A 22,770-nucleotide genomic window follows, 5' to 3' on the forward strand; every position below is an offset into this window, starting at 1 on the left:
AATGAGAGAAAATATATATTTGCAAATCTATAATGAATACAGTAACCAGATCCATTCCGGCCAGCTGCTGCCGGGGACCAAGCTGCCTTCTGAAAGTGAGCTGGCCGAGGCGTACTGCACTTCGCGGGAAACGGTGCGCAAAGCGCTGAATCTGCTGTTCCGTGAGGGCTACATTCACAAAATCAAAGGCAGAGGCTCGTTTGTGCTGGATATGACCCGGATGGATTTTCCCGTTACCGGCCTGATCTCGTTCAAGGAAATGGCAGGTACTCTCGGTGCTCCCTCACGGACACTGGTAGAAGAAACGGTGATGGAGCCGGCCGGCTCTGCGCTGGCCAGACAGCTGCAGGTTCCGGAGGATACCCCGGTATGGAAGGTAATCCGCGCCAGAGAGATTGAAGAAGAACGGATCATTCTGGACAAGGATTATTTCCGGGCGGATATTGTGCCGTTCTTAAGCGCAGAGATCGCGGCAGGCTCTATCTATGAATATCTGGAAGTGGAGCTGGGGCTGAAAATCAGTTATGCGAAGAAGCTGATATCCGTTGAGCCGGCGACGGAGGAGGATCACCGCCTGCTTGATCTGAAGAAATACACGCATATTGTCATAGTGCGGAACTATGTGTATCTGGAGAATACGGTGCTGTTCCAATATACCGAATCCAGACACCGGCTGGATAAGTTTCAGTTCGTGGATTTTGCCAGACGGGTGCGGCGGTAATATGTCTGAAACGAGCGTCTAGGTAATTAACGGCAACGTAAAGGAAAACACATTGCCGGCACCCGGCAAGGTGTGAACTCCGATGTCCCCGCCATGTGCTTCAATAATGTATTTGCAGATGGCAAGCCCCAGGCCGGCTCCCCCCCATTGGCTGGAGCGTGATTTATCCCCGCGGTAGAACCGCTCAAAAAGGTGGGGCAAGTGCTCGGGTGCGATTTCTGTACCGTTATCACTCACAATAACCTTCAGCCGCTTCCCGGTATGGGAAGCGGCTATAGTTATATGTGCCTCTTCACCAGCGTATTTGGTGGCATTGCCGACTAAGTTGTTAAATACCTGCGTGAGGCGGACCGCGTCTGCCCGCACCCTTCCAGCCGGAAAGGGACGGACCACAGTTAATCTGGCCCTGGCCTCAGTAAATTCATATTCCAGCGGCCGCACGATGGACTCCAGCAGAAGATCGCATTCAATCTCTTCGTAATTCATTTGCAGCTGCCCCGACTCCAGCTCCGAGAAACGGAACAAATCCTCAATCAGATCGTTTAGCTTGTCTGTCTTGTCCCGGATGATCGATAAATAACGCTCGAATTTGACCTTATCCTGTGCGACGCCATCCTGCAGACCCTCCACATATCCCCTGATGGAGGAAAGAGGGGTCCGGAGATCATGAGAGATGCTCGCTATAAGTTCATTGCGTGCTTGTTCATAAGCATCCTGGTTCACCTTGGATTCCAGCAGACGGGTTCTCATCAGCTCGAACACGGCGCTGAACCTGCCCATTTCGTCGTTGGCCCGGTATGTAATCGGGCAATCCATGTTGCCCTGCACAATCTGTTCAGCTACAAGCGTAAGCTCCCGGAGAGGCAACAGAATTTTGCGGGTTATCGTTCGGGTCATCCAAATTGTACAGCAGATCAGCGGGAGTGACACCAGGATGACCACAGGGATCATTCCAGTATAAGCTTTATCTGCAGGTGCGTTGTTACTGTAACTGGTACCCACAAATATAGAAAAGAGAAGCAGCGGAAGCAGGATAATGATAAACATCGAAGTAACCATTTGAAAGCGGAGGCCCGGCTTCTTCATTTAGTTCCCCCCGTAAAATTTATAGCCTATGCCCCGAACGGTAAGAATGTACCGGGGATTGGCCGGATCTAATTCGATTTTTTCCCGTATCTTTTTGACATGCACTGTTACCGTATTCAGATCCCCGTATTCATGTATTCCCCAGGCACTTCCAAAGATCTGTTCACGGGTAAACACCTGATTGGGATGGATCGCGAGGAAGCGGAGTACCTCGAATTCCCGCGCTGAGAAATGAACGGTCTCCTTGCGTACCCGGACCTCATAGGCTTTGAGATCAAGCTCCAGGCCGGGATATACGACTGTACTTTGTTGCTTTGAAGGTAAGGTTAACCCGTTGAAACGCCTCAGCTGAGCCTTAACCCTGGCCACAATCTCACCTGGACTAAAGGGCTTCACCACATAATCATCTGCTCCCAGACCTAGCCCCAGGATTTTGTCGGAATCCCGTTTTTTTGCGCTGAGCATAATGATGGGAACATCGGACTCCGTACGTATCCTGCGGCATACCTCCATTCCATCAAGCAGCGGCAGCATAATATCAAGGACTACCAGCTGCGGATGAAACTGTCCGAAAGCCCGGAGCGCTTCTTCACCGTCAGGACAGATGATCACCTCATACCGCTCTATCTCCAAATAATCCTTGATCAGCTCGGCGATCTCCAGCTCATCTTCGACAATCATAATCCGTTCACTTGCCATAGTAAGGACACACCCGTTTTTTGTAGGATATAGTTCTATATAAGAAGCACTTATGGTTTGAACTTGAAGCTTAGTCGTCACTGCGGTGAACATTTGGACTTCCGGCCGCTGTTGTCACCAGATTTCTTGATCTAATCCGCTGTTCGCGGTTGAAATCCGTTGACAAAGGCGGTCGCTACCGCTCCTACAGTTCCAAATTTCCCCTCCGCTTCTTTCGCTTTTTGTTTATATCTTTAGTGCATCTTATATAGTGACCATCATATATGATTTGGATATTTCCGTAAATCAGGACGTTTCAAAACCGATCATGGATAATAAAATTAATACTGCGCCAGCAACAATGATCACAAGATAGAGAATACGTTTTTTCATAGTCAGGTCTCCTTGGATTTAATTTATTGATTATTTGATTTCCATGTTCCGGAAGCTCATGATCCCCAGCCAGGCAAATACGAGAATAGTCGCAATGGGAATCAGGATTAAGAGAGTAAGCTCATACGTTGTCTGCGTTGGGGTGGCGATATCCATAACAAGCTTAAATACGGAATGCTCATAAAATTCCCTGTACACAGCCCATTTCCCGCTCAGCCATTGTGAGAGGGTGTCGAAGAAAAGCATTACCAGCAGCACCGCGCCAATCGTTATGCCGCTTATTGTTGTTGTGACAGCGAACACGGCAACCATGGAGGCAAAGGCAGCTGCATATAGTATCGTGAAGGCAAGTGTACGAAATAAATATAGGGCGGCAGGAATTTCCGGGAGGCTGCCGAAGCCATTCAGCAAACTGCCGGCTATCACACATATGACAGGGACGATTAAAGACAAAATGATGATTCCGATAGAATAGGCCGTCAGCTTGGCAGTATAAATCTGTCTGCGGCTGTACCCCGAAGCAACCGAGATTTTCATAATCCCAAGGCCATGCTCACCTGAGAGAAAGAAGCCTCCTACTACGGCTAAAGAGACTTTAAGCACAATCGTATTCACTTGAACACCTTGGCCGAGCCCTGATATCCCGCTGAAAACCTTCTGACCTGAGCCCATAAAATGGATAACTCCGGATAAGATGACCGCCACGAAGATAAAAGTGAAACAGAGAATCCGGAACGAGGGCTCTTTGTATAATTTGTACAGCTCAGACCGTAACAGATTTGCCATTTGCCGCCCCTCCAATCAGCTTGGTATAATACCGTTCCAGCTTTTCGCCCTTCGGCATGAACTGCTGGACTTCCAGACCTGCTGCAAACAGCTTAGCCGAGAGCGCACCGGGAGGGCCGAACGGTTCATATAAGCGGATGATACCGTCAGCATCTAGTTCATATTCCGTTGTCTGGCATTCTTCCTGTATAATTCCTATGGCCTTCTCTGGTGAATCTACCTTGATGTGCAGGTATTGCCTGCACTTGGCCTGAAGCTCGCTTACAGACAATTGCTCCAGCATTCGCCCGTTATGAATAATCCCGTAATCCGTTGCCAGCAAGTGCAGCTCACTCAGAATATGGCTGGATATCAGAATGCTGATGCCCTTGTCCCTATTTAAATGAAGCAATAATTCTCTTAATTCAACAACCCCCACAGGATCAAGTCCGTTGGTAGGTTCGTCAAGAATAAGCAGCTCAGGGTTGCCGAGCAGTGAAACCGCCAGACCCAGCCGCTGCTTCATACCCAATGAGAAGTTGGCAGCGATTTTGCTGCCGGCCTGCTCAAGTCCTACCAGTGCTAAGGTTTGGCGGATCTGCTCCTTGTCGCGGATACCCTTTTGCAGCCGGAATACCTCCAGGTTCTCTGCGGCTGATAGATGAGGGAAAAGGGCGGGTGTCTCAATAGTCGTGCCAATCCTTTTTCTCGCCTGTACAAGCTGTGCGCCTTCCTTATATCCGAATAATTCGATTTGGCCTGAGGTTGGCCTGGACAGTCCTGCTGCTATCCGCATAAGGGTTGATTTCCCGGCGCCGTTCTGGCCTATGAACCCATAGATGCTGCCCCGGCGTATCGACAGGTCGACACGGTCCAGTGCAGGGTGATGCTTGTAATGCTTGGATAATTGGTGTGCCTGTAGCACATATTCGCTCATGCGTTCTCCCACCTCATTAGATTTCTATGTACTTAAAGTGTCTGCCGGCTTTCTCTCATTCTAGCGGCCCGTTATAAACGTTCACCCCGTCTAATCTGAACAGGCCATAAAGATTTCATTAACATTTGATAAACATTCCGCAAAAAATGACCAATCCTTTAAGTAAAATGGCGAGCAGCGGCTCCTTGTTTAAATTACAATTTCAGTAGGATGGCAATTCTCATAATTTTCGGGGTAAGTCCTTTATTCTGCGTATGGGAAAAAATAATATCGGCTTGTAGAATGGTACTGAGGATTGTAAACGCTTGCGCACAATTTCAGGGAGGCTATTATGCACTCAATAAATGTCAGGAACCCCGTGATCTCCGGCTACTATCCAGATCCAAGTGTAGTCCGTGTAAATGATGACTACTATTTGATTAACAGCTCTTTTGAGTATTTTCCCGGCGTCCCTATCTTCCATAGCAAGGATCTGATTCACTGGACGCCGATAGGACATGTATTGACCCGGAAGTCCCAGGTGGACCTGCGGACAAGCGGCAGCTCTGACGGTATATATGCCGCTACGATACGCCATCATGCAGGCCGATTCTATATGATTACTACGGATGTGAGGGGTATCGGTAATTTCTTCGTGACAGCGGACAAGCCGGAAGGTCCCTGGTCAGAGCCGGTCCTGTTGCCTTATGGGGGAATTGATCCGTCCCTGTTCTTCGATGAGGATGGGCGCGCTTACGTGACTGTGCAGAATGGAGCCGGCTATGAATCCCATATTATCCAGTACGAGATTCATCCGGAATCCGGTGAAGTGCTGTCTGAGCCTGTGGAGATCTGGCGGGGGGATGAGGGTCCATGGGTAGAAGGGCCGCATCTGTATAAAATCAAAGGCGTCTACTACCTGATGACGGCATCGGGCGGCACCGCCCGGGATCACCGGGAGATCATTGCCCGCAGCAGCAACCCTTACGGGCCGTTTGAGGATAAGCCTGAACCTATACTGACCCACCGCGGGCTGAAGGAGCATCCGGTTCAATGCCTGGGCCATGCGGATCTGGTAGAGGATACGTCCGGGAAGTGGTGGGCCGTCTTTCTGGGCATGCGTCCGGTGGACGGCAAATACTCTCCGCTGGGCAGAGAGACCTTCCTGGCTCCGGTTACCTGGACGGAAGAAGGCTGGCCGTTGATTGACAACAATGAAGGAACCGTTGTCTCCGCTGAAGATTCCAGTCCGGATGACATTGCTCAGCGCATGGAGCTGAGCGGAGGCTTCGGCCCGGAATGGGCTTTTCTGCGCTGCTACGAGCAGGAACGGTATTCCTGGACAGAGCGCGATGGCAAGCTTGCCGTCCGGGGGAATGCCTACACGCTGGATGATGAGGCGCCGGCAGTGTTGGCCTGTATCCGCCAGAAGCATCACCGGATGGAGATAGGCGTAAGTCTGGATTTTGATCCCGTGAAGGATGGGGAATATGCCGGACTGGCCGCCCGCCTGAACAACCGGGGATACATCTTCTGGGGACTCGCCAGCCGGAGTGGCAGACGGGTTATGGAGCTTACCGTCAAGGACGGGGATGAGAAGCAGATATATCATTACCCGGCGGGGAGCTCCGGAGGGGTACGGCTCCGCCTCCGTTCGGACGGAGAGGTCTATACCTGCTCGTATTCTGAGGATGGCATCTCCTGGCATGACGCAGAGCAGAAGGTACATGTATCTGTCCTGTCACCTGAGGTGAACGGCGGATTCACCGGTGTCTGCCTGGGACTTCACGCCTCGGGAGAGGGTGCGGATGCTGCGGCTCCGGGTTATTTTGCAGAATTCTATTACACAAATACAAAAGGAGATGTCTTATGACACATTTGCCGAAACCTAATGAACCGCTCGTTACCCACATCTATACTGCGGACCCGTCCGCCCATGTCTATGAAGGGAAAATCTACATTTATCCTTCCCATGACCTGGATCACGATGGACCGGATAATGATAACGGGGACCAGTATGCGATGGAAGACTATCATATTCTGTCACTGGATAGCTTTGATTCGCCGGTAGTGGATCACGGCCAGGCGCTCCATCTGGATCAGATCCCCTGGGCCTCCAAGCAGCTCTGGGCTCCGGATGCGGCCTATAAGAATAATACCTATTACCTGTTCTTCCCGGCCCGTGACCACGACGGAATATTCCGGATTGGTGTGGCTACCTCCGCTTCACCGGCAGGCCCGTTTGACCCGCAGCCCGATTACATCGCTGGCAGCTATAGTATTGATCCGGCTGTATTGGTGGATGACGATAACCAGGCTTATATCTATTTCGGCGGTCTTTGGGGAGGGCAGCTGGAGAAATGGCAGACTGGCACATTCGTGGCGGATGCGGAAGGGCCTGCTCTGGATGCGCCGGCGATTGGACCGCGCGTGGCTCTGCTGAGCGAGGATATGCTGTCTTTTCAAGTGCAGCCTGCAGAGATTTCGATTGTGGATGAAGAGGGCAACCCGATTCTTGCCGGGGATGAGCAGCGGAGATATTTCGAAGGACCCTGGGTCCACAAGTACAACGGGTATTATTATCTCTCTTACTCGACAGGAACACAGCACACGCTGGTGTATGCCGTCAGCCGGAATCCGCAGGGTCCCTTTACCTTCAAGGGCGAGATTCTCTCTCCGGTCATTGGCTGGACCACCCATCATTCGATTGTTGAGTTTGAAGACAAGTGGTATCTGTTCTATCACGACAGCTCGTTATCAGGCGGCGTGAACCATAAGCGCAGCGTGAAATACACCGAGCTTAAATATAATGAAGACGGAACAATTCAGAAGATTGATCCATACCCGGCTTCTGCTGAACCAGCGGAGTAATCCGCAGGCTCAGCAGCTTGCAGTACAGCAGCCTGTATGACAGCAGAACAAACGGCAGCTTCCCCGCGGAGGCTGCTTTTTTGCTGTATGTAGACTGAATAATCCGGCAATGTGAACCGCACGTTAGCACGTTAGAGTAAGCCCGGACAAGTTGCCGATTCACTTGAATGAGATAAGGGGGGCTCTTCTGAATTCCAACACCGGGTTCGTGCCGGAAGCGCTGAGGCTCTTAAGTTCACATCGTATACGCGTTAATGTTGTACGTAGTACAACTTCGATACCCGGATATCCGGGTATTTGGCAGGATTGTTGTACGAAATACAGCAATTATCCTGCTAAACCGTCTGGAGGCAGCGAAATGATGCTTTTTGTACAACAATTTCGGATTAAGTGCCGGGATAGTGAGGGAAATGTTGTATTTGGTGCAGGATTATATAAAGTAAGCTGCTCCTGCTTCTGCCCGAAGGGAATCTGGAAAGTAAAAAGTAAGATGTAGCGTCAAATTAAACAGAGCATGTCTCAGGACTATTGGAGCTATGCTCTATTTGGTTATGGGCTGTTGCAGACTTTCCTTTAATTTGGCCAGTGTATCTTTAATTTCGCTTCTACTTGGACCGGCAGCTCCTGCTATATATTAAATTTGGATAAAGAATAAAAGGGGGGTACAGCAGGATTTTTTATGAATGCGTTTCCAATAATACACCGTTTGAACTAGCAGTATCGAAGATCATCCCCATTACATGAGGAGAGTGGACAATGATATCTCATACCCAAACACGCAAACTTCGCAGACTGACTTCAACCGTAATAAGTGCGGCGCTACTTGCAGGCTTGCTGCCGCAGACCGCTCTGGCCGGAGATACCTGGCCGTTCAAAGGGGACAGCGCGCATGGAGCTAACCAGCCGAGTATACATGGCTACACCAGCAATCTAATCGCGGGTTGGAGTCCTGAGACCGATCCGGATGCGGAACTGCTTCGTTCCCGCGTGCCTTTACAGAAGCGGATTTCATCTTTCACGGCTACACAGGCCAATCCTAAGCTGAGTCCGGATGTCAAGATGATGAATGTCGCAGGCGATTATGGAAATGCCTTCATTGAAAATGCTCCTTATACCAACAAGTTTGCCCAATATCACTTCAATTTCTGGCAGTATGTTGATTATTATTCGTATTGGCATGGTACTGCAACGGCATATACGCCGCCGGAATATTACGATGATCTGGCCCAGTCCGACTGGCAGCAGAAGTGGTTTGAGTTCGGCATGCTGAATATTCCGAATCCAACCTATACGGATGCCGCACATAAGAATGGGGTCATGTCGCTGGCCGGTGTGTTTTTCTCCAACAATGACCGCGGACAGCAAACCTACAAACAAATGATTGTGAAGGATGAGAACGGTGACTTCCCGGTCGCCAGGAAAATGATTGAAATGGCAAATTACTTCGGCTTCGACGGCTATTTCCTTAATCAGGAAGAGGTGAGCCCGAATGTCGCTACAGCCGATATTCCCGATTACATTGCTTTCATGAAGGTGCTGCAACAAGGCGGGTTATATGTCCAGTGGTACGATTCATTAACTACGAACAACGGTTCCAATACCTTTACAAGAACCTTTAATAATAACAATATTTCGATGCTGTATGATAAAACGGCAAAAGAGCCGGTTTCAAACTCCTTTTTCTTCGATTACGGAGTGAATAGCACTCATATTAATACAGCTATAGGCTATTTGGCTGGAATGAATGAGGATGAAGGGACAAATTACAATCTGTTTGATATTGGCTTTGCCGGACTTGAAGCAGGCCGTGACCGTTTCAAGAGCGTACAGGGAACAGCTCTGAAAGACAAGTTGACAGCAGGCGGAGCTCCGCGTTTGAGCATCGCAACGCTCGGAGCTGATTTCGTCCATGCCGGTCTTGACGAGGATATGGGACAAGCGTGGCCTGTCTCCAAACGTACAGACAATGATTACCAGTGGATGACCCATCTGCGGGAGCAGCTCTGGTGGTCAGGTCCGAATGTGAACCCCGGCAATACAACCGTTTCGCCCGCGAATACGGTGGCGGATGTCTATGCGGATAACCGCTACTGGCCGGGAATTTCTTCGGTCATTGCGGAACGCTCCGTGGTTCAGAATTCCAACTTCTATACGAATTTCAATACCGGGCATGGTATTTCTTATTATGTTAACGGGGAAAAGTCAAATGAGGAAGAATGGTCCAACATGAGCCTTCAGGATATTCCTGTAACGTGGCAATGGTGGCAGGATACCCTGGGCAACCGCTTGACGGTTGATTACGACTACGGTCCGGAATATACAATGACAGACAATTCACGCATGAGCTATAAGCAGATCGGCGGCTTCAACGGAGGCAGTTCACTGGTTGTGAACGGGGCGCTGGACAAGGAGAATTTCCTCCGCTTGTACAAGAGCGACCTGTCCGTACAGGCAACGTCCCAGCTGTCGATTGCTTATAACAAGACTTCAGCCGACGATGCTTCTGTCTTGAGTGCAGGCCTGATCTTCAAGGACAATCCGTCCAAGGTAGTCAAGGTACCTGTGGAGAACAGCGGCAAACAAACCATGGGCTGGGCAACGGCAGAGGTGGATCTAGGGGCTTACGCAGGTAAAGAAATCGCAGCCTTTGGCCTGGTGTTTACACCGGGTGCAGGCACAATCGCCGATTATCAGGTAAACATCGGCCAAATCCGCATCTCTGACGGGTCAGCCGTGAAGCCGGCCGCGCCAACCCATCTGGTGGTTTCGCAGGCCTTGCCGAATACGAATGAAATGATTCTGAAGTGGGATCTGAACAGCGATTATTCCCAGGTGAAGCAATACAATGTATATGTGAACGACATCTTTATGGGCGGCAAATATGACGAAACGTTCTACATCAAACAGCTGCCAGCCAAATCCGGTATAATTAAAGTCATTCCTGTAGGAGCGGACGGAGTAGAAGGGGACGCGGCCACAGTGTCCTTTAATTTGGACTCGGCGGTATCGGGTGCTGAGGCCGAATCTAGCGAGAACGGCGATCTACTGGTCAAGTGGTCCGGTTCAGACGCTGCCGGGAACGTTAAGGTGACGGTGAAATCGGTAAACTGGATTACTACCGCAGAGCCTGTCTCCAGACAATTGATCCTGCCGCAAGGGACAACCTCGGCATTGTTCAGCGATATGCCAATTAATGGGGACGAGTTCACTGTAACCATCCAGGCAGGCAACTCGGATATTGTAACCTATAATGGTACGTTCATTGACAAGCTGTCGGAGCCTTATGCCGAAGCATGGTCCTGGAATGGAAATACACTGAGCCTGCCAATGCCGAACACACGGGACTGGAGGTACATGTACGTCTTTGAAGACGGAGTTCCTAAGTCTTTTGCGGTAACCTATTTATCAGGGGCAGCAGCGCAAAAGCCGATGATTATCCGCGGCCGCACCACGAAGGCAAGCCTTAGCTTTACGTCGACCAAAGCAGTAACAGTGGTGATGGAGGATTACAGCGGGAACAAATCCCAGCCGCTGCAGCTGGATAAGCGGTACAACGTAACCTTTAACAGTAACGGCGGCCAGCCGAAGGCGAAGGTTGTCCAGGTTATGAACGGTGCGCTTGTAGCAGCACCGAATGTGGCGAGAGAAGGTTATGTGCTGGAAGGCTGGTATAACGGTAATGCGAGATGGCACTTTGCCTCTGACACGGTGAATGGTCCGCTTACGCTGCAGGCGAAATGGACCGCGCTGCCGCCGGATGTACAGGTGGTCAGTGAAGGTTCGTTCCGGGCAGGACAGGATGGAGTGCTTCGCGCTGTTGGTAAAGGTACCGGTACATTAGTCTATGCCTGGTATGCCGATCAGGGAGAAGGATACGGTGAAGTTATTGCCGCTGGCGATACGCTGACACTTACAGATCTGACAGAAGAAATGAGCGGTTACCGCTATAAGGTCATTGTGACCGGCGAAGGCGGCTTGACCGCAGAGAAGGAATACAACCTGCAGGTGCTCCCGGCGGAAATCCAATGGATGACCCCGGCCTTTGTAATGGATTTGCCATCGGTACTTGAGACGGTTGCCGGGGAGCCGATCGCGCTTGCCGTCGATACATCAGGAGATATTGCCTCCATTGAGTGGGAAATGAAGCGTGCTGCGGATGAGGAATGGCAGACGGTTCCGGGCGTTACCGGCGCGGTATACCGGTTCAATCCATTATTTGAAGAGGATGGAACGAATTATCGTGTTGTGCTGACCGGCAAAGAGGCCACAGACCCGGCGCGTATCGTTGGCTCACCACTGGCACTGAAGGTCTATCCGCAGCATGAAGCTCCGGCGATTGCTTCATTTACAGCGACAAGCCAATCAGTAATGGAAGGTAACGATGTGACCTTTACAGTTGTTGCCGATTCCGTATATGGTGAACTGGGCTACAGCTGGTTCAAAGATGATCTGGTTATAGAGGATGCTCTTGGCAGCAGCCTGACCCTTGCCAAGGCGCAACTTTCTGATACGGGCGTTTATAAGGCGCGTGTAGAGAATACCCGCATCGTTGGCGGCCGCCCTTATGTGGATACGGCGGATACAGAGGTTATTACTCTGAATGTAAACCGTCAGCCGGTGACGCCAACTAATCCCCCGTTGACGGCAACCAATCCTCCGGTGGCTGCTCTGCCAACGGCAACACCTGTACCGGCTGCAACACCGGCGCCTTCGGTCGCAGTGATATCAGCCGCACAGCTGGGCAGTCCGGCCGTAAACGGTGTAGTTACCGTGCAGGTACAGCAAGCGGTCACAATTGAGCTTCCGGTTAACGCCGGTGAGCTGCTGGGAACCAATACGCTCCGCGTAGAGGGAGACGGAACAGTTCTTGAACTGACACCGGACCTGCTGAAGCAGCTGGCCGAAGCCGTGCCTGCTGCCCAGGGCAACGGTGCAAAGATCGTGCTGCAAGCAGAATTCAAGGCACTTGCACAAGCTTCGCTGAAGACGGAAGCCGGTGTATCGCTTAAGGGACAACTCCTGGACTATGATCTGAGCTTGTCCCTGGCAGATGGAACCGTTAAGCGTCCCGGCAATTACGCTTCTCCTGTTAGTATAAGCTGGCCAGCCGGTGAAGCACTTCATCCGAAGCTGCTTGGCTTGTACCGTGTAGGCAGTGACGGTACACTCACTTATCTGGGAGGATCTGCTGCAGCCGGCAGTCTTACAGCCGAACTTGACGGCAACGGCACTTACGCACTGCTGGAGTATACGAAGCAGTTCAACGATGTTCCGGTCACGCACTGGGCCTTCGAAGCCTTGCGTGAGCTGTCTGCGAAGCATCTGATCAAGGGAATATCGGAGCAGGCTTATCAGCCGGGCAGGAATATTACCCGGGCTGAATTCGTGCAGCTGATGGCCGGCACGCTGCAGCTAAGCGGCAGCGGCACCACTTCCTTCGCTGATGTTCCGGCAGGCGCCTGGTATCAGCAGGCACTCTCCGGCATGGTCCAGGCCGGTCTGATTACCGGCCGTACGCCGGAGTCTTTCCAGCCGGCTGCAGCAATCAGCCGGGAAGAGATGACCGTCATTCTGATGCGCGCTTACCGGCTGCAGCAGGGTTCAATCCCGGCCGCAACGGGCAGCCTGTCTATTAAGGATGCTGGAGACATCTCCGGCTGGGCAGCGGATCAGGTGGCTGAAGCCGCTGCGCTTGGCCTCGTGAAAGGGCGGGCTGACGGAACCTTCGCGCCCAAAGCTCCCGCCACCCGGGCAGAAGCTGCGCAGATGCTGCTGAATTATTTGAATTAAGCCTGGCGGGCGGTAAGGAAAGACCGCCGGCTCAAGCCATAAACAAGGCGCTCACCCCCTGAACAGTATTTAGGGGGGAGCGCTTCTTGTGTATCATAATGATAAGCGTAAGCTGACAAACTTGAAGCCAATGCTTCCGAAGTGAGTTTGTACGAAGTGGTTTCACGGAAGAGTAGGCTGACAAACTTGAAGGAGGTGGATTATGCGAAGTAATTCCCTGTACCGCAAGTATTTTAAAGATAATATGTTTATGCGCTTCACCCTTATTGTCTCCTGTATCTTCATTGCAACGATTATTGCCTTCTCGTATCTGGTGCTGATGCTGATCTCGGATTCTGCGGTGCAGCGGCAGATGGATATCCAGCGCAAGACGATGGAGAGCATCAGCAACTATGTGGAGAACAAATACCAGTCCGTCCAGGACATGATGCGTGATGTCTACCGGGACGGGAGTCTGGCGAGCAACACCACATTTCTGCTGGAGCATCCCTTCGGCGAATATGTCGAGCACCGGCTGGACCGCTATCTGCTCGGGGATCAGACTACCTCTAACGCCGTACAGTATTTCCAGAACAAGATCGACGATGATCCCGATATCCGCAGCCTGATGCTGTACAGTGCCAATCAGCAGGTGATGTACTATTATGACAACCGCAGGCAGTTTGAACGGATATCTACCAACGCGGCCCATTCCTTTGTCCCGGATTCGATGGTTCTGGATGAGGAGAGCCTGGTGTCCGTGCCGAATATTTGGGTGCTGAAGAGCATCGGCATGCAGAGAACCCCTATGTTCTCGGTGAAGATTCCCATTACCAATAAGTCATCGCTGCTCAATATCGGCCAGCTGCTGGTCTACTTCGATTCCGAATCGATCTGGCAGGCGATGAATAATTATAAGCAGGATTTCAAAGGCGAGATTCTTGTGCTCTCTGCCCAGAATGAAGTCATCTTTGACACTTCGGGTCAAGGGTACGGCCGGAAATATTTGCAGCTGCAAGGGGCGAACTCCGGGGAGGAAATCTCCATGGGCGGAATGGTGGTCACCAGCCTGACCCAGAGCCAGGCCGGCTACACGGTGGTCAGCCTGATCTCCAAGAAGGAGCTTGCCGAAACCTACAGCAGCGCACGCAATACTATTGTTACGATTGCCCTCGTCTGTATTCTGTTCGCCGTGCTGCTGCCGGCGATGTTTATTTCGAATTTTGCCAAACGGACGCACCGCATTATCCGCTTCACCCGCAAAGTGAAAAACGGTGATTTGAACACCCGGATTATAGACAACCGTGAGGATGAACTGGGCCAGATTGCCAAGAGCTTCAACAGCATGCTGGATGAACTGAACCAGTACATTGATCAGGTGTACAAAGCTGAAATCAAGCAGAAGCATACGGAAATCGCTACCCTGGAGGCAAGGGTGAATCCGCATTTTCTCTATAATACGCTGGAGGTTATACGGATGCGGGCTATTTCGAGCGGCGCGAAGGATGTGGGCGAGATGATCTACAGCCTGTCTGTGCTGTTCAAATCGTATGTCCGTCCGAAGGTGAAGTATACGTTCAAGGATGAGCTGGAAGCCTGCCGTATGTATCTGGAGCTGTTCCGGATCCGTTACAAGGACCGTTTCTCCTATACCATTGAATGCAGTAAAGAGCTGGAGCCTATTCCTGTACTCAAAATGTCCCTTCAGCCCGTGATCGAAAATTATATTCTGCACGGCATGCGCACCGGACAAACCGGCAACGTGATCACCATCAGGGTCCATCCGGATGATCACAACAATATACGGGTTGTTGTCACGGACAACGGCCTGGGGATTGCCGGGGAGAAGCTGAACCAGCTCCGGCTGGGACTGGAGGATAACCGGGAATTGTCCGGATCAGAGTCGTTCGGGCTGCGGAGCATTCATGAGCGGTTAAGGCTGATGTACGGCAAACCGTACGGGGTTGAGCTGGCCAGTGAAGCAGGGGCCGGAACCGAGGTCACTATTACTTTTCCATATCCCGTCAAGGAGGAGACAGATCATGTATAAGGTGTTTATTGTCGATGATGAGCCGTTCATTCTTAGCGGCCTGCAGGATATATTGGACTGGGAGCAGCTGGGCCTTACGATTGTGGGACAAGCCGAGAACGGGCAGGAGGCGCTGGAGCAGCTGCGGGAGGTGCCTGCGGATATTCTCATAACCGACATTTCCATGCCCGTGATGACCGGCCTGGAGCTGATCCGTGCGGTCCAGGAATTCCGTCCGGAGCTGAAGGTGGTTGTGCTGAGCGGATATGATGAATTCATCTATGTCAAAGAAGGCCTGGCTCTCGGGATTGAGAATTATCTGCTCAAGCCGATCAATCTGGAGGAATTCCAGAGCACGCTGGAGACGATTGCCGAGAAGCTGAATGTCTCCAGGCTGGACACAGAGTGGTCGGAGTATACGAACTCCGTACTGAAGGATAATGTGCTGCTCCGCTGGCTGCGGAAGCAGATTGATCCGGAGGAACTGTCCGAACGGCTGAATCTCCTGGGCTTGTCAATCAGCAGCCGGTATGTGGAGGTTGCTCTGGTCCAGGCAGACCCGGAAACGGAAGCCTTCCGGAAGAATGCCGCCGCTCTCCTCGGTACCCGCGCTTCGTTCTTCATGTTCTGGGACTCGGACAATGATCTGGTGCTCATACATAATTTCGCGGACGAACGCAAAGGGAAGGAAGAGATGGCTTCCATTCTGGAGGAGATCACGGGCCTGGGCTCCCCCGGCCAGCGGCTGCGCGCTGCGGTTGGAGCCGTCATGGACGGGGTGCAGGCTGCTCCGGCCAGCTATGAGCAGGCGAAGCAGGCTCAGGAATTCCTGGAGATCTACCCGGAGCGCAGCCTGATCTATTATGAACAGCTGAAGGAGCGCAAGGAGGATATTGAAGCCGCTTTGCCGGAGGACTGGAGCGAGTATTCGAAATTAATTATGGCCAAGAATCTTCCGGCGCTGACCGAGCGGCTCGAATTGTATTTCTCTGCGAAATGTATGGAAGGGTTGACCCCTGAGCTGCTCCGGGAGATTTCCCTGGAGTGGATTCTGTATTTCCGCATGCTGATTAAGGAGATCCGCAGTGAAATGGAGCGGGAGCTTATTGCGCAGGGGCTGAACGAGATCCACAGGGCGAATTCGCTGCCGGGTCTGTCCGCCGCAGTCATGCAGACGGCCGGAAGCATCATCGAACTGCTGGACCGTGAGCTGAAGAGTCCGGTTGTGAACCAGGTGCTGAATTACATTGAGAAATCTTACAGTGAGGATCTGTCACTGAAGAAGCTGGGCTTCATGTTCAATATTCACCCCGTGTATCTGGGCCAGCTGTTTCACAAAATGACCGGTGATTCCTTTGCAGAATATTTGAACCGTTACCGGATTGAGAAAGCAAAAGAGCAGCTTCGTTCGACAAACAACAAGGTACATGAGATCGCACGCAGTGTCGGCTACTGGGAAATGGGCTATTTTTATAAACAATTTAAGAAATACGTTGGCATCTCACCGACAGAATTCAAGGGGCTGCTCTAAGCAGCTCCTTATTGATAGATATATGTTATGTTTTGGGGTTAATTTCTTTATTTCATACCTGAATATATATAGTTTCTCTTCTATTTGAAAATGCTTTCATCTTATAAAGTAAAGGTATAGCTCATGGAAACCTGCAGCCGGGAAGGCCCGGCAGGCCTGAATTTCCGGACGGCTAATTAAAAGGGGGTACGGCAAATGAGTAAGAAAAAGAAACACTTCTCCTTGTTGTTGACAACGCTTTTAACCGTTTCACTGGCGCTTAGCGCATGTGGGGGGGACAGTAAGAACAATGCAGGCGGGGAAGCGGCTTCAGGAGGCAACAAAGCTGCCGAGTCTACGGAGAAACCTGTAGAGCTGATCTGGTATACTATCGGGCCACCGCAGAAGGATATGGATAAGGTGCTCACAGAAGTCAATAAATACACGCTTGAAAAAATTAACGCAACACTCGATATCAAAATGCTCGACTTCGGGGACTATACGCAAAAAATGCAGGTCATGGCTGCTTCGGGCGAGCCTATGGACATCCTGTTCACCTCTTCCTGGGCCTTCGATTATGTGCAGAATGCACGCAAGGGCGCGTTCCTGCAGCTCGATGATCTGCTGAAGAACCAGGGCAAGGGAATTGTGGACACTATTGATCCGGCGTTCCTGGAAGGCTCCAAGGTGGACGGCCATAACTATGCCATTCCTGCCAATAAAGAGCTTCCGGCTCAAGAAGTCTTCCGCTTCAACAAAGAGCTGCTGGACAAATACAAGCTGGATCTGACCAGCGTGAAAACGATGGCCGATCTGGAGCCGCTGCTCAAAACCATCAAGGAAAACGAGCCTGGAGTGACCCCGTACGCTATGGTCAAGGACTTCATGCCGATTATGCCATTTGACTATGTGATCGAGAAGATGCCGATGGCAGTATATATGGACACCAAGGACTACAAGGTCATCAACATCCTTGAGACTCCTGAAATCAAGGAAGCGCTTAAGACCGTCCGCAAATTCTATCAGGCGGGTTACATCTCTCCTGAAGTAGCCACTACATCGTCGGTGGATGACTTGTACAAAGCCGGCAAATGGTTTACCGACCGTGCCTCCACCCAGCCGATGGCCGACAATCTGTGGTCAGTAAGCTACGGGTATCCGGTTGTGTCGACACCAGCCAGTCAGCCTTATATCTACAACTGGTCCGTCATGGGCTCCATGCAGGCCATCTCCGCCAACTCTGAGTATCCTGAGAAAGCCATGGAATTCCTGAACCTGCTGAATACAGACCCTGTATTGCGCAACATGATTGACTCCGGTATTGAAGGCGTCCATTACGAGAAAATCAGCGACAACATGATCAAGAATCTACCGGATGCGAAGAACTACGATATGCCGACGTTCTCCCTGGGCAACATTATGATCAACTATCTGAATGAAGGCGACCCTGAGAACAAATGGGAAGAATTCAAGAAGTTCAATGATGCCGGTATCAATGCACCGCTGCTCGGCTTCAACTTCGATACTTCCAAGGTGACGAACGAAATCGCCGCCGTTCAGAACGTGAAGGAAGAATTCTGGGCACCGCTGATGACCGGATCTGTAGATTCGGAAGAATACCTGACCAAGGCCAATGAGAAATTAAAAGCCGCCGGTTTGGATAAAATCATCGCAGAAGCCCAATCACAGATCGACGCCTGGAAAGCAGCGAACAATAAGTAGCATTCAATTCAAGACCGGGCGGGTGATTAGACTTGGCCTGGTCTTTTTGTATCAACGGAAGAACTTTCCGGCATAGGAGGAACTAAGAGTATGGGGAAAATAGGGAAGTCCGCCAAAGATGTGTTGAAAAATAAAGTGCTGCTGTTTATGGTTCTCCCGGGCACGCTGTGGTTTTTATTCTTCTCCTACCTGCCGATGGTGGGTACGGTAATTGCATTTAAGGAGTACCGCTTCAGCCGGGATGGCTTCTGGGCCAGCATCATCAACAGCAAATGGGTCGGCTGGGATAATTTCAAGTTTCTGTTCAGCACCAATGATGCCTATCTGATCACACGCAATACTCTTTTATATAATATAGCCTTCATTGTCCTTGGCTTGATCCTGTCAGTGCTGCTGGCGGTGGTGCTGTCCGAGATTGCCAACAAGAAGCTTGCCAAGCTCTATCAAACAGGCATGTTCCTGCCATACTTTCTGTCCTGGGTCGTTGTGGGATACTTCGCGTTCAGCTTCCTTAGCTCGGAGCGGGGGCTGCTCAACGCAATGTTCGGCAGCAATATCTCCTGGTACTCGGAATCGAAATACTGGCCGTTCATTATTATATTCGTGTTTCTATGGAAGGCTGTCGGCTATAACAGCGTGGTCTATCTCGCCGCAATTATGGGTATAGACAAGTCCCTCTATGAAGCGGCCATGATCGACGGGGCGAGCAAATTCCAGCAGATCCGCGGTATTACGCTGCCGATGCTGAAGCCGATCATCACCATTATGACCTTGCTTGCTATAGGGAAGATATTTTATGCCGACTTTGGGCTGTTCTATCAGGTGCCGAGAGATTCGGGGACGCTCTACAGTGTGACCAACGTAATCGATACGTACGTGTACCGTGGACTCAAGACTACCGGCGAGATTGGAATGAGTACGGCTGCGGGCTTATATCAATCGGTGGTTGGGTTCGTTCTGGTGCTTACCTCCAATTACATCGTGCGTAAATTCGATAAGGACAGTGCATTATTCTAGGGAAAAAGAAGGAAAGTGAGGTCATCCAAATGTCTGCTAATGCTAATCCTGTGAAATCGCGCGATTTCCACCGGCTGTCGTCCGTGTGGAATATCATCTTCAACTGTATCGCCGGAGGCTTTGCCTTACTGTGTATCTTCCCGTTCCTGTTCGTAGTCCTCATCTCCTTCACTGACGAAGGGGCGCTTGCGCGGGACGGCTATCAGTTAATCCCGGCCAAATGGAGTCTGGAAGCCTACAAATATGTATTTGGCTCAGGGGACACGCTGCTCCGTTCCTATGGGGTAACCATTGCCGTAACGGTCATTGGCACGCTTGTCAGCCTGATCATTATTTCACTTTATGCCTATGCCATTTCACGTAAAAGCTTCAAATACCGCAATTTCTTCGCGTTTTTTGCGTTTTTCACCATGCTGTTTAACGGCGGGCTGGTTCCTACCTATATTGTGGTGACACAGATGCTGGGTCTGAAGGACACCATTTGGGCGCTGGTGCTGCCGCTGGCCGTCAATGCTTTTTACATTATGATCCTGCGGACCTTCTACATTACCAGCGTACCGGATGCCCTGATTGAGTCGGCCAAAATTGACGGCGCCGGAGAGTTCCGCACCTTCCTGGGAATCGTGCTGCCGCTGTCCTTGCCGGGCCTCGCTACGATCGGGCTGTTCAGCACCCTGGGGTACTGGAATGACTGGTTCAATGCCCTGCTCTATATTGATAATCCGAATCTGGTGCCGCTGCAGTCGATGCTGATGCGGATTGAGACCAGTATGCAGTTCATAATGCAGAATTCGCAGAACAGTTCATTAAGTCTGGAAGCCCTCCGCAACATGCCGCAGGATACCTCGCGTATGGCGATGGTGGTATTGGCTACCGGGCCGATTATTTTTGCATATCCGTTCTTCCAGCGTTACTTCATCCAGGGTCTTACCGTGGGTGCTGTTAAAGAGTAGGAGTACAACAGGAGAAAGGGTGTGGGAGCCAAAATGTTATATAAAGACTCTGCGAAGCCCGTCAAGGAGCGGACTGAACATCTGCTGGGGCTGATGACGCCGGAAGAGAAGGTTGGCCAGCTCGTTCAGCTATTCGGGTGGCAGACCTATGATCATACAGAAGGAACCATAGAACTGACAGAAGACTTCAAACGCCAGATTCGCGAAGGCGGCATCGGCGCATTATATGGCACACTGCGGGCAGATCCCTGGACAGGGGTCACCCTGGAGAGCGGACTTGGGGCGCGGGCCGGAGCCGAAGCGGTGAATACCATCCAGCGTTATGTGCTGGAGCATTCCAGGCTGGGCATCCCCCTGCTGATCGGCGAAGAATGCTCGCATGGGCATATGGCGATCGGGGCGACGGTATTTCCGGTTCCCCTGCTGATTGGCAGCACTTGGAATGTCGATCTGTACCGGGAGATGTGCCGGGCAGTAGCTTTGGAGACCCGGGCTCAAGGCGGTGCAGTTACGTATTCGCCTGTGCTTGATGTGGTGCGTGATCCGCGCTGGGGCCGGACCGAGGAATGCTACGGGGAAGACCCGTACCTCATAGGCGAATTCGCTGTAGCTTCTGTGGAAGGACTCCAGGGCGACCGGCTTGACAGCGGGTCCAGTGTCGGGGCGACACTGAAGCATTTTGTCGCTTACGGCAGCTCGGAAGGCGGCAGGAATGCAGGTCCGGCGCATATCGGCAAGCGGGAGCTGCTGGAGGTCGATATGTACCCGTTCCGCAAAGCGGTGGAAGCCGGTGCAGTATCCATCATGCCAGCCTATAACGAGATTGACGGAGTGCCTTGCACAACCAATCAGGAGCTGCTGGAGGATATCCTGCGCGGCGAATGGGGCTTCAAGGGCATGGTCATTACCGATTGCGGCGCTATCGACATGCTGGCCTCGGGCCATGATACAGCGGACGGCGGGGAAGATGCGGCAGTGCAGGCGCTAAGCGCCGGTATTGATATGGAGATGTCGGGCGTCATGTTCGGAGGCTATCTGCTGGAGGCGCTCCGTTCCGGGCGGCTGGATGAGAAGCTGGTGGATCAAGCGGCTGCACGTGTGCTGGAGCTGAAGTTCCGGCTGGGCCTGTTCGAACAGCCGTTTGCCGATCCGGACCGGGCAGTGCAGGTGATCGGCAGCCCGGAACATGCGGAGCTGGCACGGAGCATTGCGGCAGAAGGAATTGTCCTGCTGAAGAATAACGGTATCCTCCCCTTGTCTGCGGCCACAGGAAAAGTGGCTGTCATCGGACCCAACGCGGATACCGGCTACAATCAGCTCGGGGATTACACCTCCCCGCAGCCGCGTGACCGGGTGGCGACGGTGCTGGCCGGAATACGGGCCAAGCTCTCCGCTGAGCCGGAGCGGGTACGTTATGCGCCCGGCTGCCGGATCAAAGACGGTTCCACCGAGGGGTTCGAATCTGCGCTCCAGGCAGCGGCTTGGGCGGATACGATCGTACTCGCACTGGGCGGGTCGAGCGCCAGAGACTTTGGCGAGGGCAGCATTGATCTGCGGACCGGTGCCTCGAAGGTAACAGAGAATGGGCTTAGCGATATGGATTGCGGCGAAGGCATAGACCGGATGTCGCTTCATCTGTCCGGCGTTCAGCTGGAGCTGCTGAAGGAGCTGAAGACACTCGGCAAGCCGGTGGTAGTCGTATATATCAACGGCCGTCCTATTGCCGAGCCCTGGATCGATGAGCAGGCGGATGCCATTCTGGAAGCCTGGTATCCCGGGCAGGAGGGCGGCCATGCCATTGCGGACATTTTGTTCGGCGATGTGAATCCGTCCGGCAGGCTGACCCTCTCGCTCCCGGTGGACGTAGGACAACTGCCCGTCTATTATCTGGGCAAACGTTCACGGGGTGTACGTTATCTTGAAGGGGATTCGCAGCCGCGTTATCCCTTCGGCTTCGGGCTCAGCTATACCGAATTCAGCTATAGCGGGCTGCAGGTAGAGCCTGCTGAAATCCAGGCGGACGGAAGTGCTGAAGTTACGGTGGAAGTGGAGAATACAGGCTTACGCGGAGGCGCGGAGGTCGTTCAGTTATATATTTCCGACCGGGTCAGTAAGGTGACCAGACCGGCCAAGGAACTCAAGGGCTTCCGGAAGATTTACCTGGAACCGGGAGAGAAGCAGACGGTCACTTTCAGGCTCAGTGCTGAACACTTGAGCTATATCGGGGCGGAGTACAAGCGGGTTGTTGAACCGGGGATCTTCCGGATCGGAGTAGGAAGGAACGTCAACGATACGCTCGATATAGAGCTTGCCGTCATGGAGGATTAGGGATGAAACGAT

Annotated in this window: 14 protein-coding genes; 10 read left to right on the plus strand and 4 right to left on the minus strand. The window is 52.0% G+C overall.

Annotation, left to right across the window (positions count from 1 at the left end):
- Position 1: 1 nt before the first annotated feature.
- The gene (treR, locus tag MHI42_RS30845) at positions 2-721 is read left to right on the plus strand and encodes a trehalose operon repressor (RefSeq protein WP_342421652.1); all 720 of its coding nucleotides are present in this window, start codon (positions 2-4) and stop codon (positions 719-721) included.
- An 18-nt stretch (positions 722-739) separates the two neighbouring features.
- On the opposite strand, the gene MHI42_RS30850 is transcribed toward treR, so the two are convergent.
- From MHI42_RS30850 to MHI42_RS30865, 4 genes are all read right to left on the minus strand, one after another.
- Complete coding sequence (locus MHI42_RS30850; RefSeq protein ID WP_342421653.1) at positions 740-1,807, minus strand: HAMP domain-containing sensor histidine kinase; 1,068 nt, start codon at positions 1,805-1,807, stop codon at positions 740-742.
- Positions 1,808-2,506: a response regulator transcription factor gene (locus MHI42_RS30855; RefSeq protein ID WP_039302528.1), complete on the minus strand. Its 699-nt coding sequence runs from the start codon at positions 2,504-2,506 to the stop codon at positions 1,808-1,810.
- A gap of 402 nt (positions 2,507-2,908) precedes the next feature.
- Positions 2,909-3,664, minus strand: a complete 756-nt coding sequence (locus MHI42_RS30860) for an ABC transporter permease (protein ID WP_342421654.1) — start codon at positions 3,662-3,664, stop codon at positions 2,909-2,911.
- Entirely contained in the window at positions 3,642-4,580 is a 939-nt protein-coding gene (locus tag MHI42_RS30865; RefSeq protein ID WP_342421655.1) for an ATP-binding cassette domain-containing protein, read from the minus strand. Before MHI42_RS30865 ends, MHI42_RS30860 begins: the two co-directional genes overlap by 23 nt.
- 331 nt (positions 4,581-4,911) lie before the next feature.
- On the opposite strand from MHI42_RS30865, the gene MHI42_RS30870 reads away from it, so the two are divergent.
- The 9 genes from MHI42_RS30870 to MHI42_RS30910 all read left to right on the plus strand — a co-directional run bounded on the left by MHI42_RS30870 (position 4,912) and on the right by MHI42_RS30910 (position 22,758).
- The gene (locus MHI42_RS30870) at positions 4,912-6,432 is read left to right on the plus strand and encodes a glycoside hydrolase family 43 protein (protein WP_342421656.1); all 1,521 of its coding nucleotides are present in this window, start codon (positions 4,912-4,914) and stop codon (positions 6,430-6,432) included.
- Positions 6,429-7,430 (plus strand): glycoside hydrolase family 43 protein, encoded by a 1,002-nt coding sequence (locus tag MHI42_RS30875; RefSeq protein ID WP_342421657.1) that lies wholly within the window; start codon positions 6,429-6,431, stop codon positions 7,428-7,430. Before MHI42_RS30870 ends, MHI42_RS30875 begins: the two co-directional genes overlap by 4 nt.
- Positions 7,431-8,186: 756 nt before the next feature.
- Positions 8,187-13,220 carry an S-layer homology domain-containing protein gene (locus MHI42_RS30880; protein ID WP_342421658.1) on the plus strand — a complete coding sequence of 1,678 codons (5,034 nt, stop codon included), beginning with the start codon at positions 8,187-8,189 and terminating at the stop codon, positions 13,218-13,220.
- A gap of 202 nt (positions 13,221-13,422) precedes the next feature.
- On the plus strand, positions 13,423-15,249 hold the full coding sequence (locus MHI42_RS30885) for a histidine kinase (RefSeq protein WP_342421659.1): 1,827 nt from the start codon (positions 13,423-13,425) through the stop codon (positions 15,247-15,249).
- Positions 15,242-16,759, plus strand: coding sequence for a response regulator transcription factor (locus MHI42_RS30890; protein ID WP_342421660.1), 1,518 nt, complete (start codon positions 15,242-15,244; stop codon positions 16,757-16,759). The genes MHI42_RS30885 and MHI42_RS30890 overlap by 8 nt, the downstream gene beginning before the upstream one ends.
- 195 nt (positions 16,760-16,954) lie before the next feature.
- On the plus strand, positions 16,955-18,460 hold the full coding sequence (locus MHI42_RS30895) for an ABC transporter substrate-binding protein (RefSeq protein WP_042138937.1): 1,506 nt from the start codon (positions 16,955-16,957) through the stop codon (positions 18,458-18,460).
- A gap of 90 nt (positions 18,461-18,550) precedes the next feature.
- Positions 18,551-19,477 (plus strand): ABC transporter permease subunit, encoded by a 927-nt coding sequence (locus tag MHI42_RS30900; RefSeq protein ID WP_042138936.1) that lies wholly within the window; start codon positions 18,551-18,553, stop codon positions 19,475-19,477.
- Between the two features lie 29 nt (positions 19,478-19,506).
- The gene (locus MHI42_RS30905) at positions 19,507-20,430 is read left to right on the plus strand and encodes a carbohydrate ABC transporter permease (protein ID WP_171717238.1); all 924 of its coding nucleotides are present in this window, start codon (positions 19,507-19,509) and stop codon (positions 20,428-20,430) included.
- Between the two features lie 33 nt (positions 20,431-20,463).
- Positions 20,464-22,758 carry a glycoside hydrolase family 3 N-terminal domain-containing protein gene (locus MHI42_RS30910; RefSeq protein ID WP_342424839.1) on the plus strand — a complete coding sequence of 765 codons (2,295 nt, stop codon included), beginning with the start codon at positions 20,464-20,466 and terminating at the stop codon, positions 22,756-22,758.
- The last annotated feature ends 12 nt before the right edge of the window (positions 22,759-22,770 follow it).

Origin of the sequence: Paenibacillus sp. FSL E2-0178 (genome assembly GCF_038593005.1) — a bacterium.
Classification (GTDB): domain Bacteria; phylum Bacillota; class Bacilli; order Paenibacillales; family Paenibacillaceae; genus Paenibacillus_AQ; species Paenibacillus_AQ phytohabitans.

Coding starts and splice junctions, on each gene's coding strand:
- MHI42_RS30895 (WP_042138937.1), top strand. CDS start 16,955: ATGAGTAAGAAAAAGAAACACTTCTCCTTGTTGTTGACAACGCTTTTA.
- treR (WP_342421652.1), top strand. CDS start 2: ATGAGAGAAAATATATATTTGCAAATCTATAATGAATACAGTAACCAG.
- MHI42_RS30855 (WP_039302528.1), bottom strand. CDS start 2,506: ATGGCAAGTGAACGGATTATGATTGTCGAAGATGAGCTGGAGATCGCC.
- MHI42_RS30905 (WP_171717238.1), top strand. CDS start 19,507: ATGTCTGCTAATGCTAATCCTGTGAAATCGCGCGATTTCCACCGGCTG.
- MHI42_RS30910 (WP_342424839.1), top strand. CDS start 20,464: ATGTTATATAAAGACTCTGCGAAGCCCGTCAAGGAGCGGACTGAACAT.
- MHI42_RS30890 (WP_342421660.1), top strand. CDS start 15,242: ATGTATAAGGTGTTTATTGTCGATGATGAGCCGTTCATTCTTAGCGGC.
- MHI42_RS30865 (WP_342421655.1), bottom strand. CDS start 4,580: ATGAGCGAATATGTGCTACAGGCACACCAATTATCCAAGCATTACAAG.
- MHI42_RS30885 (WP_342421659.1), top strand. CDS start 13,423: ATGCGAAGTAATTCCCTGTACCGCAAGTATTTTAAAGATAATATGTTT.
- MHI42_RS30880 (WP_342421658.1), top strand. CDS start 8,187: ATGATATCTCATACCCAAACACGCAAACTTCGCAGACTGACTTCAACC.
- MHI42_RS30900 (WP_042138936.1), top strand. CDS start 18,551: ATGGGGAAAATAGGGAAGTCCGCCAAAGATGTGTTGAAAAATAAAGTG.
- MHI42_RS30860 (WP_342421654.1), bottom strand. CDS start 3,664: ATGGCAAATCTGTTACGGTCTGAGCTGTACAAATTATACAAAGAGCCC.
- MHI42_RS30870 (WP_342421656.1), top strand. CDS start 4,912: ATGCACTCAATAAATGTCAGGAACCCCGTGATCTCCGGCTACTATCCA.
- MHI42_RS30850 (WP_342421653.1), bottom strand. CDS start 1,807: ATGAAGAAGCCGGGCCTCCGCTTTCAAATGGTTACTTCGATGTTTATC.
- MHI42_RS30875 (WP_342421657.1), top strand. CDS start 6,429: ATGACACATTTGCCGAAACCTAATGAACCGCTCGTTACCCACATCTAT.